Below are 15586 nucleotides of genomic sequence, written 5' to 3' on the forward strand. Positions count from 1 at the left end.
ATGTTACTGTATTATTTACTGGTTCCAGTTACGTATTGCTAAGGTTAATACATGCTCCTGTTGTTAGGGAGGCAGCACCTAAACATTCCTCCTAATATTTGTTTTATAAAATGAAATTTGCTTCCTAGAAAGTCATCAAAGAAAAATATTTTAGAATAATTACTATTTTTAACTTCTTCAAAAGCGCCAATAGCACTTAGATCCATACGGTCACAAATAAAATAAATGGTAAGAAATACTGAAGTAACTAAGAAAAATGTTTGTAAAGTATCTGTGATAATAATAGTTTTTAGCCCTCCTCTATAAGTGTAAGAAAAAATTAGAACTAAAGACATTAATACCGTAAAAGCAAAAGGAATACCATAAAAATCAAATACAAAACGCTGCAATACTATTACAACTAAGTAGAGTCGGAATGCTGAACTTACGGTTTCACTAATTCAGAAAAATAGAAGCTGCGGTTTTATAGCTGTAAAACCCCATTCGTTGCTCTATATATCCATAAATAGAGGTTAAATTCATTCGGTAGTACAAGGGCAATAATAACTTTGTAATTATTATAAATCCGATAGCATTACCTAATACAAACTGAAAGTATTTGAATTGTTCTCCACTTGCTGCGCCTACTTCTCCTGGGACTGAGATAAAAGTTACCCCAGAAAAGAGCAGTTCCGATCATCCCAAAAGCAACGAGATACCATTTTGAGTTTTTATTAGCTGTAAAGAAAGCTTCATTTCCATTATCTTTTCTGCTGACTCTATGTGAGATATAGAATAGTGTTCCGAAATAAACGATGATTAGGATGAGGATTGTACTTGGTGTCATTTTATAGCTTTTGTGGTTCGGTTTTTATTCTTTTGATTAAACCCAACAGATTTTAAATACCTGTTAGGTTTTCGTTAAATCTCGAAAGTTATAGATTGTGGTTTTAATTTGCATAAATCTATAAAAAAGATTTTGATTAGTCTGCTTTTTAAATTTCTAGATTTTTGTTCTCAGCTAATAAAACTGCTCTAACACTTTTGTGTTTTTTTAATAATTCAGAAGCTCGTTTTTCATCAATCTGAAGTTCTTCTACAATCATTTCAACACCTCTTTGTACTAGTTTTTTATTAGACAATTGCATGTCTATCATTTTGTTGCCGTAAATTCTTCCTAGTTTAATCATAACAGATGTTGAAATCATGTTTAAGACTAGCTTTTGAGAGGTTCCTGCTTTCATTCTTGTACTACCAGTAAGGAATTCTGGTCCTACAATTAGTTCGATTGGATGGTCGGCTTCTTTAGAAATAAGACTGGCACTATTACAAGAAATACTACCTGTGATAATATTATTTTCTCTTGCTTTTTTTAATCCACCAATAACATAAGGCGTATTTCCTGAAGCTGCGATTGCTAAAACGACATCTAAACTCGAAATATCATAGGCAGATAAATCTCTCCAGGCTTGATCAATATCATCTTCGGCATTTTCTACTGCTTTTCTGATAGCCGAATCTCCTCCTGCAATGATACCAATAATCCAATTGTCTGGAACTCCAAAAGTAGGAGGACACTCAGAAGCATCAAGAATACCGATTCTTCCAGATGTACCTGCGCCGATATAAAATAGTCTTCCGCCAAGTTTCATTTTAGAAACGATAGCATCTACTAATTTTTCAATATTAGGAAAATTGTTTTTGAACAATATCGGCTACTTTTTTGTCTTCATTGTTTATATTGGTAAGCAACTCATTTGTGGTCATTTTATCTAAATTAGAGTAAAGTGATTCACGTTCTGTATCTGGATTTATTTTTGCCATTTTTATTTTTTTTAGCTATTTTTTTATTTTTTAATTTTGTTTAGAGCATATTTTATAATTGAGTGTCATAAAATACAGCAAGAATTTATTTGACAATAAATAAGGGTATGTTTTAATAGATTAGGTATTTTGTACGCATTTTTTTAAATGCTTCTAAATCTTTTTGCCATGTTTTTCTAATTTTACTTTCGGAAATTCCGCTTTCAATTTGCTGTTGTAATTTTTTTGTTCCAGCAAGTTTTGTAAAAAAAGGATTGAAGAATTTAGTTTTATCACTCGTATTTTGATAGGCTTTAATTAACCATTTTAATTCTAATTGAGTTAGTTTAGGATAAGTTGTTAAATCCTCACCGAAACATTCTTTTCCATTATATAATGGATCTTTAGCTCCAAAATTAGGTTTAGGGGTAAAACTAAAATTTGTTTTTGTTAAAAAAGGGGAGCCATAAATTTGGAATTGTTTTTCAGTTCCGCGTCCCATACTCACATTTGTTCCTTCAAATAGGCACAAACTTGCATATAGATTAATAGATTGGTCATTTGGCAAATTAGGAGATGGTTTTGCTAGTAAGCTATATTCCATTTTTCGATTATAGTCTAGACAAGGAATAACAGTTAATTTGCATTGGATTCCGTTTTTAAGCCATTTTTCACCATTTATCATTTGAGCATATTCACCGATGGTCAGACCGTGAAGTAGTGGAATTGGGTGCATGCCTACAAAACTTGTATATTCTTTTTCTAAAAGAGGACCATCTACAATACCTCCATTAGGATTTGGTCTGTCAAGTACCATAAGCGGGATTCCATTTTCTGCACAAGCCTCCATTACATAGTGTAAAGAAGAGATGTAGGTATAAAAACGTGCTCCAACATCTTGCAAATCAAATATCATGAGGTCAATTTCTGCTAATTGTACTGCTTTTGGTTTTTTATTGTCTCCGTAAAGAGAGATTATAGATAAGCCTGTCTTAGGATCTTTTGCGTCTACTACATGTTCGCCAGCATCAGCCGTTCCTCTAAATCCGTGCTCAGGAGCAAAAATGGTTTGGACAGCAATTTTTTTCTCTAATAAGAAATCTACCAAGTGCATTTTGTTAGATAAAACCCCTGTTTGGTTCGTAACGATTCCTACTTTTTTATCTTTTAATAAAGGCAGGTATTTTTCATAATTATCAGCTCCAGTTTTAATAATAGGATTATTTATTTCTATAGTATTGTTTTTTCCAACGGGCTGAAATGTATTGGAATAGGATGGGATATAAAATACAGTTGCTATAAAAAGAGCACTTTTTGCTATGAATTTTATCATTTTAGTTTGCTGTTTAAAAGTTAGAAGGCTGAAATTGACTAAATAAAATTTTTAATTATTGTTTGATTGGTATTCAGTATTTTTTGATTGTTGTTGGTTGTAGTTAATTAAAGATAGTGTTTGTCTGAGATTCCAGACTAAATTTTATTTTCGTCAGCTTGATTCATTTATATTTTCGATGTACGAATATATAATTTTTAAAATACTACCTCTGAATATTTATGTTCAGAGGTAGTTTGTTATTTTATCAGATTTTGTAATTACGAATTACCAACCTGGGTTTTGTTTTAATTCTACACCTTGAGCTTTGTATAAATCAATATCATTAGTAGGGATATTCATTAAGTAGTGTTTTGCTTCAAAGTTTCTTGTACTTGTTGGGTATATTTTTACATATCCGTTAGCATCTACAACAGTTTGTGATCCAACTGGAGTACCAATTCTTGCTCCAAGATTTACATCTGGATTTTTTGAAGTATCAAGGTAGTCACCTTTTTTCCAACGGTAAATATCCATCTGTCTAATCGTTGTCCAACTCATAAATTCAATTTGGCGCTCACGACGTACTTCCCAGATTAGAGGGTTAACAGAACCAGATATTTGCTCTAAAGCTGCTGTTCTTCTTGGGTCATTAATTTGTATTCCTCCTGCGGAAGCATTAGTTCCATCTGTAGTTAAAGCAGCTATACCAGCACGAGCACGTACTTTGTTAATAGACATATCAAGATCAGTATTTGTAGCAGTACCAAGTTCAGCACAAGCTTCAGCATAATTTAAATATACTTCGCTTAATGTAAATATAGGAGCGTCAGTATAATTACGTCCTCCTGTAGTAACATCTGGACCTGTTGTTGCAGGATTGTTGTATAATTCAAATACATATCCAGACATTGAAACTAATGCAGCTGTACTAAAAGGTTTTCCTTTATATCCATAATTGCTAGGATTTACTGTTTTACCAAAACGAGGATCTCTATTAGCAAAAGTTTTAGTAACGTTATCATCACCTGTATATTGCGTGTTTCCTGCTTGTTGAATAGGTAATCCGTTTGTAGTTACATAACTATCGGCAGCCCATTTCGTTAAACCGTATTGGATGGTTGATGAATTGGTATAATTTTGAAGAGAGTGCATTAATACGTTTGTTAAATAACGTTTTGCAAGTATCACTTCTGTATTACCAGCCAATTCAACTGAGTTGTAAAGAGACTTCCAATCGGTGTTTAATTTATAACCTCCATTGTTCATTACAGCTAGTGAAGCAGTTTTGGCTTTGTTAAGATAAGAACTTCCGTCTTGACCTAAATGATATTTTCTATAAGTTCCTTCATAGATACAAACGTTGCTTAAAGCTGCATAAGCAGTATATTTATTAACAGTAACATTTTTATCATCTAAAGGAAGTAACAAGTTAGCTGCTTCTTCTAGATCTGCAATAACTTTATCGATAATCTCTGCTCTTTGTTTTGCCGGAGCATAAACAGCAGGATCATTTTGAGATAAATATCTATCAGTATAAGGAACATTTCCCATTTTTTGTACTAGGCGAAAATACGTATAGGCTCTGAAAAATTTAGCTACTCCTATATAATGATTCTTTTTTGCCTCAGGCATAGGAACAGTGGGTATTTTTTCCAACATTAAGTTGCAACGACGAATAAGTATGTAATAATCATTCCAAGAATAAATATTAGTAGGCGTTGGTGTAATTGGCATTTGCTGAAAAGTAAAAGCGGATAGGTTGTCATCTATTTTGAAATCACTTCCATGGTAATAGAACGAAGAAAGTCCGATTGTTACACCATTTCCGTAACCATAAAAAGTGTCGTAATTAATCCATGAAAATGTCTTTACATTATCTTCTGATTGCCAAAAGTTCTCGTTTGTAAATTTATCTGCAGGGTCGTCTGATAGGTAGTCGTCACAACTAACTGAAGTTGTTGCTACAAAAGCTGTAGCGAACATCAGTAGTAATTTAGATTTTATAATTGATTTTTTCATTTTAAAAATTTTGAATAGTTAGTATTAGAAAGATAGCTCAAGACCAAAAGACCATGTTTTGGTAAAAGGATAAGTTCTTCCCCAGAAAATTTCAGATTCATTAGTTTCTGGATCTATAGGAAGACGGCTATCAGCCCAAGTCAATAAATTTTCACCCGAAGTGTATATTCTTACTTTCTCTAAGCCCGCTTTTTTGATGAATTCTTTTGGTAAAGAATAGCCAAGACTAAAGTTTTTAAGACGTAGGTAAGACATATCAAGTAGGTACCTCGTTTGAGTAATGAAGTTATTTCTACCAGTAGTGCTTCCGCCAAAGCCTCCTGCTTCGTCACCAGAATAAGGGTTAGGCCAATATGCACCAGTATTCTCAGGTGTCCAATAGTCAGCTTGGTTTGCATACATTTGTTGAGGTGAACGATAAAATGGCAATACAGCATCTGAAGCAGCCCAGTAATCACGTTTTCCAACTCCTTGGAAGAAGGCAGAAATGTCAAATCCATGAAACTTACCACCTACTGTTATCCCATATTTATAACGAGGAGTCGTATTACCAATTTTCTTTAAATCTCCATGGTCGTCTGCAGTTCCAGCTCCACGAGAGATAACACCATCTCCATTTGTATCTACATAATGTACATCTCCAGCTCCGTATCTAAAATTACCGCCCATTGTTTTAGAATAGTCAATCCCGTTTACAGTTTTACCATTATCAGTTATTATATCGGTAGATTGTAGTAATCTATCACTTGTAAGACCCCAAATTTGACCAATTTCATATCCATCATAATAAGTAGATAATAATTTTGAACTATTATTCCACTTAGTCACCACCGATTTATAATCAGATAAAGCAAGGTCAACAAATACAGAAGCGTTTTCGTTTATTTGTTTGTTGAAATTTAAAGCTAATTCCCAACCTCTTGTTCTCATGTTTCCTGAGTTGGTTTGAGCTGCAGCCTGACCAAATGAACCAGGAAGTGTTATACCTGGAGCTAACATTCCTTTAGTATCACGTTGGTATAAGTCAAATGATGCACCAAGTATGTCAAATATTCTAACGTCAATACCAAAATCTTTTGTGTACACTTTTTCCCAAGTTAATGATGGGTCAACATTAGTTGGTAAGCCAGTAGAAGGAGGTAATACTGCTCCACTATTTATCCATGAAGGGTTTGTAGCATTTAATACAGATAAGAAGGCATTGTTTCCGATGTTTTGATTTCCAATTGCCCCCATAGAAGCACGTAACTTAAGGTCATTTAACCAACCGCGAGTGCTTTCCATAAATTTTTCGTTACTGATTCTATATCCTACAGAAGCCGAAGGAAAGAATCCCCATTGTTGGTCTGTTGGGAATTTAGAAGAACCGTCATAACGCGCATTTAATTCTAATAAATAAATTCCGTTGTAATCATAATTTACACGAGCAAAGAAACCAGCAATAGAATAAGTTGTTTCTGCAGGATTTAAAGTGATATTAGCAGCTCCAGAAACAAATTGTTCTCCTACGGCAAGGTTAAATTCTGGTTTAGATTTGTCTAAAAGAGTATTTCTTCTAGCATAAGTACGTGAGAAACTCTGCCATTCAGAGTTAAAACCTCCTAAGAATTTAAGATTGTGATTGTTGAATTGTTTTTTATAGTTAGCATAGATGTTAACCACATTTGTTTTTGTTTCAGCTTTTGATTGAGCTACAAAATCATTTCCTGCTTCAAGAGTAGTAGGTACTGCAGTTTGTATAGTTGTAGCGTCATAAGGCATAGATGACCAGCTATCCCAAGCTTGAAATTTACCACCGTTTTGTTTTCTTGAAAAATAATCAGTTACGCTGCTTACTTCGGCTATTAAATTAAAATCTTTTACAATTTCAGCAGTAAATTTAGCACTTAATCTGTTGTTGTATTGGTCATTTTCATTCATAGATGCATTAGATAAATATCCTCCGGCAGTACGGAAATTATATCCTTTGTAGGTTCCAAAATTAGGAGTGTATTGTCCCCAACGAAGTGCATAACCAAGATAGCCTGTAAATCCTGTATCATCTGTACCGGCACCTCCATAATAATTAAAAGGACTTTCATAAGTATTGCGAATAGTCATTACTTTGAAATCACCAGTAAGCCAATCGGCTAATTTTGTTGTGAATCCTAAATTTATATTTGATCTCTTTCTAGTTTCTTGATTAACTCTTAACATCCCTTTTTGGTCCGTAAGTGCAAACGAAGCAAAGAAAGAGCTATTGTTTCCTAGATTACCTTGTGCCGAGAAATTGTGGTAAGTTTGAACGGCATTGCTAGCATACAATTCTTTATTAGCATCCCAAACTCTGTAAAAATGAGGGGTTCCATTTATAATTTCCCAATCTTCACCATAAACCATCTCATTACTAGTACGGTTATTTGCGTATTTTTCTTTCCATTCTTTAATTTTTGGAAGCATTGTATTATAATTTGCACCAAAAAATTCTGGTACACTACCGGTACGAGTTGCTGCTGCAATTAACCCTGGAATTTCTTCTGTTGGGTCTAAGAATTGTAGTGTAGAAATCGGATTGTTTAAGGCAGTATTTCCACTATAAGAAAATCTAACTTTTCCTTCTCCTGTTTTACCTCCTTTTGTGGTAATAAGGATTACACCAAAGGCTGCACGAGCTCCATAGATAGAAGCCGAAGCAGCATCTTTTAGTACAGATATTGATTCTACATCATTTGGATTAATAAGAGACATGTCAGTTGGAACACCATCCACTAATACAAGAGGAGCATCAGAAGCATTAGTATTGACAGTTCCAGCACCACGTATGTTTATGTTAGCTGCACGGTTAATGTTTCCTGAGTTAAAGCTAATGTTCACTCCTGGAGTAGTACCTTGTAATGCTTTACTTACGTCGGTTAGAGGTCTGCTTCCTAGTGTTTTACTGACATCAATAGAAGCGACAGCACCTGTTAGATTGGCCTTTTTCTGAGAAGAGAATCCCACGACTACGACTTCATCTAATTTGGAAGTACTTTCTGAAAGGTCAACATTGAGCTTTTGTTGTCCCTCAAATTTGATCACTTTGGTTTCAAATCCCATGTAGCTAAAGCTAAGGCTTTGTCCTGATGATACAGCAATACTGTAGTTTCCATCAAAATCGGTTGAGCTACCATTTGCAGTTCCTTGAATAAGGACACTAACTCCCGGTATAGGAATCCCATCCGCTTTGTTTTTTACAGTTCCAGTAATTGTTTTCGTTTGCCCAAATGTTACTTGAATGAACAAAACCAACAATGAAATAAGGAATAATTTTTTCATGATTATTTGGTTTTTTTAATGGTTGTTGAGCAAATATATTTATTTATTGCATATAAATGCGGTATTTTATAATTATTTTCAAAAATTAACTAAAATAACGCAAAATAACGCATTTTTAATTCGTTATGACTTCAGTTTTTATTTTTTAGATTAAAATATGCAAACTATTGCAGTTGTTGAGGTAATCTCTGCTTTTGAATTGAAATATTTGATATATTTGTGCTAAATCCTTAATTTATAAAAAATGCTGAAAGCCGAAAGACATAAATATATAATGACTAGACTCTTTGAAGATCAAAAAGTCGTTACGAACAGATCTGGCTTTGGCGCTAGATTTGTCAGAAGATACGATAAGGAGAGATTTGAATGAATTAGACAGTAAGAATCTTCTTGAGAAAGTTTATGGAGGTGCAATACAGCCTACAGAAAAGTCTGCAAATGTTTTTGATATTGCTATAACAGCTGAAGAAGAGAAGAAAGAAATTGTCACAAAAGCATTGTCATTATTGCATGATGGGCAAGTTATTATAATGAGTGGAGGAAGTACTAACTTAGTTTTTGCAAAGTTAATTCCCTCGGATTTGAAGGCGACTATATATACGTATAGTTTGCCAATAGCAATGCAGCTATCCCAGCACCCAAATATCGATTTGATATTTATAGGTGGGAAAATGCAGAAAAATGCAATGGTTACTATAGGTATGGATGTAATACAAGTCCTGTCTAAGATCAAAGCTGATATTTGCTTTATAGGAGCTAGTAGTATTAATGTAAAGCAAGGGCTAACAGAGATAGGTTATGAAGTTTCTATTGTCAAAAAAGCTATGATAGAATCCTCTGATAGAGTAGTTTCTATGTTTTCTTCAAATAAATTGAATACAAAAATGCCGCACGTAGTTTGCGAACTTAGCCAGCTAGATACTATAGTTACTAATTTAGATCCGGAAGATTCAAGGCTGGAAGAATATAGAAAATCTGGAGTTTTTGTGTTGTAGATTGAAATACAACCAACAATTTCTGCGTTATTTTACGGTATTTGAATTTATTTTTGTTAAATAATGTAAAATAATGCATTCGTTTTGTTTTTTGTATATATTTGTTAAACTAATTTTTAACTAAGAGATATATTATGAAAACCAATACTTCTTTGGCTTACGACATACCTGGTAAATTTGAAGAAACCCGATTTGAGAAAAACCATAATGTGATTTTTGATAACTCAATTGTAGGTTCTAAAGCAGTTGCTCAGGAAATAGCCGAATTAATACGTTCTAAACAAGCTAAGAATAAAACATGTGTACTTGGTCTGGCAACAGGCTCATCACCTATAAAAGTATACGAAGAGTTAGTTCGAATGCACAAAGAAGAAGGGCTTAGTTTTTACAATGTAATATCTTTTAATTTGGATGAATATTATCCAATGACCAAAGAAAATCGTCAGAGTTACCATTATTTCATGCATCAATATCTGTTTAACCATATAGATATTAAACCTGAAAATGTAAATATTCCGGATGGAACAGTTGTTCTAGAAGAACTTAATCAGTATTGTGTTGATTATGAAATGAAAATAAAAGAGGCAGGAGGGCTTGATTTTCAGTTATTAGGAATTGGACGTACAGGACACGTAGGTTTTAATGAACCTGGTTCTCATATTAATTCAGGGACTAGAATTATAACATTAGATCATATCACTAGAGTCGATGCTTCATCAGATTTTAATGGTATTGATAACGTTCCAAAAAGAGCAAGTACAATGGGAGTTTCTACAATTCTTAGATCAAAAAGAATTGTTTTGATGGCTTGGGGACAAAATAAAGCTGCAATTATTAAGAGAACGATTCAAGGAGATATAAGTTCAGAAGTTCCTGCTACATTTTTGCAAAATCATTCCAATGCTACTTTTGTGTTAGATCAGTCTTCGGCATCTGAATTAACTCGTTTTGAAACACCATGGCTAGTTGGTGGATGTACTTGGACACAAGAATTAAAAAGCAAAGCAATCGTTTGGCTTTGTAAAGAAACCAAACAATCGATATTAAAACTTACCGATAGAGACTATAATAATAATGGAATGTCAGACCTTTTAGCTCAAGAAGGTTCTGCATATGATTTGAATATTAATATGTTCAATGTTTTACAGCATACCATTACAGGCTGGCCAGGAGGTAAACCTAATACTTCAGATTCGCATAGACCTGAAAGAGCTAATCCAGCAAAGAAAAGAGTAATTCTTTTAGTCCACATCCAGATGATGATGTGATTTCTATGGGAGGAACATTCTCTAAATTAATAAAACAAGGACATGATGTACATGTAGTATATCAGACTTCAGGAAATATAGCAGTTACAGATGATGAAGCATTAAAATTTGCGGAAGTATGTAACATTTTATAGGAAAAGAGATTGATGGAGTTAATTTCTCATCAGTTATTGATTTTCTAAATAATAAGACAGAGAATCAGGTAGATTCATTAGAAGTTCGAAAGTTAAAAGGGTTGATAAGAAGACGTGAGTCGTATGCAGCCACAAGATATTGGTTTAAAAGATGAGAATACGCATTTTTTAGATCTGCCTTTTTATGAAACGGGACAAATAAAGAAAAACCCTTTAGGATTAGAGGATATTGCAATTGTTAAAGATATTATAGCAAAAATAAAACCTCATCAAGTATTTGCAGCGGGAGACTTGGCAGATCCGCATGGAACTCATGAAGTATGCCTGAATGCTATATTTGCAGCAATGAAAGAATTAAAAACAGAAGCGTATATGTATGATTGTTGGCTATGGCTGTACAGAGGAGCTTGGCATGAATGGGATAGACATGAAATAGATATGGCAGTGCCATTGAGTCCAGATGAAGTAACTATTAAGAGACATGCTATATTATATCATCAATCCCAAAAAGACAGAGTGATGTTTCAAGGAAACGATTCTAGAGAATTTTGGGTAAGAGCCGAAGAACGTAATAAGAATACAGCAAAGCTATACGATGACTTAGGTCTTGCTGAATATGAAGCGATTGAAGCTTTTAAGCGTTTTTCTTATTAACATCCAGATTTCGATTAATAAAATATTAATTTCCAAGTAGGATTATAATCCTGCAAGATTTTGTACCACAGACCTAACAAATTTTTAAAATCTGTTAGGTTTAATCTTGCAAACAAATAGGGTCAAAAAAAACCTTGTAAGACAATAAATGAGGATTAATTATTTCGTATTTTTAAAAAAACAATAGCATCAATTAAATGTCCGACTCACTACAATTACAACAACTATCCGATTCATTAGAAGGAACTCTTTTTTATGATGAGCTTCATAAAAAATTATATGCTACTGATGCTTCTGCTTATAGAATAATGCCAGTAGCAGTGGCAGTTCCAAAGACAGAAGAAGATATTGTTAAAATTATTCGCTTTGCATCAAAAAATAAAATTTCAATAACACCAAGAACAGCAGGAACTTCTTTGGCCGGACAAACGGTGGGTAACGGAATAATTGTAGATGTTTCTAAGCATTTTACCAAAATTGTAGCATTTGATCCTATAAAAAAAACGGTAACTGTTCAACCTGGAGTAATTCGAGATGAACTGAATTTGTATTTAAAACCACATGGTTTATTTTTTGGCCCCAATACATCGACAACAAATCGATGCATGATTGGAGGAATGGTAGGAAATAATTCATCAGGAACAACATCTATACGATATGGAGTTACTCGAGATAAAATAGTCGAGATAAAGGCTATTTTAAGTGATGGCAGTACTGTAGTATTCAAAGAAATATCTTCAGCAGAATTTATAGAGAAGACAAAAGGTGATTCGCTTGAAAATAAAATTTACAAAGCAATTTATGAAGAACTTTCGAATAAAGAAAATCAGGAAGAGATTGTAAAAGAATTTCCAAAGCCAGAAATTCACCGAAGAAATACAGGCTATGCGATTGATTTATTATTAAAATCGGAGCTCTTCTCAGGGACAGAAAACACAATAAATTTAGGGAAGTTACTTTGTGGAAGTGAAGGAACTTTGGCATTTACCACAGAAATTACACTTAAAGTAGATGATTTGCCACCAACAAATAATGTTATGGTTGTGGCACATTTTCATACTATTCAAGAAAGTTTAGAAGCTGTAGTTACTGCTATGAAGCATCATTTGTACACCTGTGAAATGATGGATGATACGATATTAGATTGTACCAAAACAAATAGAGAACAAGCAAAAAACAGGTTTTTTATTTAGGAGAACCTAAGGCAGTTATCATGCTCGAAGTAGGATCGCATCATAGTATGGAAGATGCCGAATTACAGGCAGATGCCTTGATAAAAGATCTTGAGGAAAATAATTTTGGGTACGCTTTGCCTAAAATTTATGGAGCCGATATTGATAAAATAAATGAATTACGAAAAGCAGGACTTGGACTTTTAGGAAGTATTGTAGGTGATGATAAAGCAGCCGACTCTATTGAAGATACAGCAGTAGAACTAAGTGATTTACCTAATTATATTGCTGATTTCTCTGCCATGATGGAAAGTCATGGACAAAGTGCTATTTATTATGCACATGCAGGAGCAGGAGAAATTCATTTACGTCCAGTTTTAAATTTAAAAACAAAAGAAGGATTACACCAATTTAGAAACATTGCTACCGAAGTAGCTATTTTGGTAAAAACATATAGGTTCATTGAGTGAAGAGCATGGAGACGGAATAGTTCGTGGAGAGTTTTTACCTTTTATGATAGGAGAAAAAAACTATGAATTATTAAAACGAATCAAAAGCGCTTTTGATCCAGATACAATTTTGAATGTTGGAAAAATTGTGAACGCTTTCAAGATGGATGAAAACCTTCGTGTAGAAGCGGGTAGAGTAGAGCCAGATATAAAAACAATTCAGGATTTCTCGGATAGCATGGGGATTTTGCGTGCTGCCGAAAAATGCAATGGTTCAGGTGATTGTAGAAAATTACCTTCAGCGGGAGGAACTTTATGTCCGATTAACCGAGCTACTAGAAATGAAAAAGATACTACTCGTGCCAGAGCCAATGCCCTGAGAGAATATTTAACCCATTCAGAGAAAGACAATAAATTCGACCACGAAGAATTATATAAAGTATTTGAGCTGTGCGTGAGCTGTAAAGCATGTGCAAGTGAGTGTCCTAGTAATGTAGATGTAGCTACTTTAAAATCGGAGTTTTTTATACCAATATCAAAAAGCAAATGGATTTTCTGTTCGAAATAAAATATTTGCTTTCAATTCAAAACTTAATAAACTCGGGAGTATAGCACCGTCTATGACTAATTTTGTAGCTAATCTAGCTTTGGTTAAAAAAAGTATGGGAATTGCATCCCAAAGACAGGTTCCATTATTAGCACCAACGACTTTTAGAAAGTGGTACAAAAAATAAAAAAATAGCAGGAAGCAATTCTTTTACAAATGGAAAAGTTTATCTTTTTTGTGATGAGTTTACCAATTATTATGATGTTTCAGTTGGGATAGATGCCTATGAATTATTGACAGGATTAGGTTACGAAGTGATTGTAATAGATCATGAAGAAAGTGGAAGAGCTTTTATATCAAAAGGATTCTTGGAAGAAGCACAAGATATAGCCAATAAAAACGTGGGTATCTTCAAGGATTTAATTTCAGAAAACATACCGTTAATAGGAATTGAACCCTCTGCAATATTAACTTTTAGAGACGAATACATTCGATTGGCAAAAGACAAAGAAAGTGCTGAAAAATTATCGAAAAATACATTTACTATCGAAGAGTTCTTTAAGAGAGAAATCGCAACAGGAAAAATCCATTCTGGACAATTTTCGGATGTAGAGAAAACAATTAAAATTCACGGACATTGTCACCAAAAATCATTGAGTACTGTTGAAGCTTCATTTGCAATGCTAAACGTACCTAAAAATAGTTCAGTTACCATTTATAATTCAGGTTGTTGTGGTATGGCAGGTTCCTTTGGATATGAAAAAGAGCATTACGAAATCAGTATGCAAATGGGTGAAGATACTTTGTTCCCAAAGATACGTTCAACCGAAGTAACAACAGCAATTGCAGCTGCAGGACGAGTTGCCGCCATCAGATTTTTGACGGAACCAATAGAAAAGCAATGCATCCAGTGACGATTTTGAGGGATTGTTTGAAATAAATTTCTCGAATATAAATTTTATATTTTTTTGACAAAATGTATCAGAAATAAAAAATCTCATACATTTTGAAGAAAAGTTATTGCCTCTTTTTAACCAAAAGAAACTATAATTCTATGAAAAAAACAATCTATATAGCCCTCTTAGTTTTCGTGTTTTTTTCTGCGAAAGCAGCCAAAATTGACACTATACAAGTGTTTAGTACTTCGATGAATAAAAACATAAAGACGTGTGTAATACTTCCTGATAATTATAAAAAAAACAAGAAGAAATTACCAGTAGTCTATCTGCTTCATGGGTATAGCGGAAATTATGCAACTTGGGTAAAAAGCTTTAAAGAGGTTGGGCAACAGGTCGATAAATATGGTTTTATAGTAATAGGTGTTGATGGGAATTATTCAAGCTGGTATTTTGATAGTCCGATTGATTCAACTTTTAAATATGAAACTTATGTCATTGATGAGCTAGTTCCTTTTATTGATAAAAATTACAAAACAATCGCAAGCCGTGAAGGCCGTGCCATATCAGGTCTTAGTATGGGCGGACATGGAGCATTGTATCTTTCGTTTAAGCATCAAGAAGTATTTGGAGCAGCTGGAAGTATGAGCGGAGGAGTAGACTTTCGTCCATTTCCTGAAAAGTGGGATATAAAAAAACGATTGGGTTCTATAACAGAATTTCCTGAAAATTGGGAAAAGAACACAGTGGTGAATATGCTGGAATTAGTAGAAAGTAATCAGCTAAATCTTATTATTGATTGTGGTGTTGATGATTTTTTTATTGACGTAAACAGAGAACTTCATACAAAGATGCTCAGTCTAAAAATAAATCATGATTATATAGAACGTCCAGGGAAACATAATATCGAATATTGGGAAAACTCCTTAAAATTTCAATTACTGTTTTTTAATAATTTTTTCAAAGATAAAATGTAATAAGAGATTGTGTGCTGCGATTTACAATAAAGCAATACATATAAATTGGTTTGGTTACCTATCCTAACAGGTTTTTAAAACCTG

General features: G+C 33.6%; 5 protein-coding genes and 4 pseudogenes. 4 read left to right on the plus strand and 5 right to left on the minus strand.

Annotated elements, in window-relative coordinates:
* Positions 1-80: 80 nt before the first annotated feature.
* The 5 genes and pseudogenes from AC1RYN_RS02440 to AC1RYN_RS02460 form a co-directional block, all read right to left on the minus strand.
* Positions 81-826 (minus strand): annotated as a pseudogene (locus tag AC1RYN_RS02440) (sodium:solute symporter family transporter); the annotation flags it as partial.
* A gap of 148 nt (positions 827-974) precedes the next feature.
* Positions 975-1803: pseudogene (gene murQ / locus AC1RYN_RS02445) on the minus strand (N-acetylmuramic acid 6-phosphate etherase).
* 112 nt (positions 1804-1915) lie between these two features.
* Entirely contained in the window at positions 1916-3115 is a 1200-nt protein-coding gene (locus AC1RYN_RS02450; RefSeq protein ID WP_481805694.1) for an exo-beta-N-acetylmuramidase NamZ family protein, read from the minus strand.
* 267 nt (positions 3116-3382) lie between these two features.
* On the minus strand, positions 3383-5116 hold the full coding sequence (locus tag AC1RYN_RS02455; RefSeq protein ID WP_481805695.1) for a RagB/SusD family nutrient uptake outer membrane protein: 1734 nt from the start codon (positions 5114-5116) through the stop codon (positions 3383-3385).
* A gap of 24 nt (positions 5117-5140) precedes the next feature.
* Entirely contained in the window at positions 5141-8410 is a 3270-nt protein-coding gene (locus AC1RYN_RS02460) for a SusC/RagA family TonB-linked outer membrane protein (protein WP_481805696.1), read from the minus strand.
* A gap of 287 nt (positions 8411-8697) precedes the next feature.
* Between AC1RYN_RS02460 and AC1RYN_RS02465 the strand changes: the two genes are divergently transcribed.
* From AC1RYN_RS02465 to AC1RYN_RS02480, 4 genes and pseudogenes are all read left to right on the plus strand, one after another.
* The gene (locus AC1RYN_RS02465) at positions 8698-9405 is read left to right on the plus strand and encodes a DeoR/GlpR family DNA-binding transcription regulator (RefSeq protein ID WP_481805697.1); all 708 of its coding nucleotides are present in this window, start codon (positions 8698-8700) and stop codon (positions 9403-9405) included.
* Positions 9406-9539: 134 nt separating this feature from the next.
* Positions 9540-11461 (plus strand): annotated as a pseudogene (nagB, locus tag AC1RYN_RS02470) (glucosamine-6-phosphate deaminase).
* A 197-nt stretch (positions 11462-11658) separates the two neighbouring features.
* A pseudogene (locus AC1RYN_RS02475) lies at positions 11659-14569 on the plus strand (FAD-binding and (Fe-S)-binding domain-containing protein).
* Positions 14570-14683: 114 nt separating this feature from the next.
* Positions 14684-15502 carry an alpha/beta hydrolase gene (locus AC1RYN_RS02480; protein WP_481805698.1) on the plus strand — a complete coding sequence of 273 codons (819 nt, stop codon included), beginning with the start codon at positions 14684-14686 and terminating at the stop codon, positions 15500-15502.
* The last annotated feature ends 84 nt before the right edge of the window (positions 15503-15586 follow it).

The organism is Flavobacterium sp. TC780 (assembly GCF_056783245.1).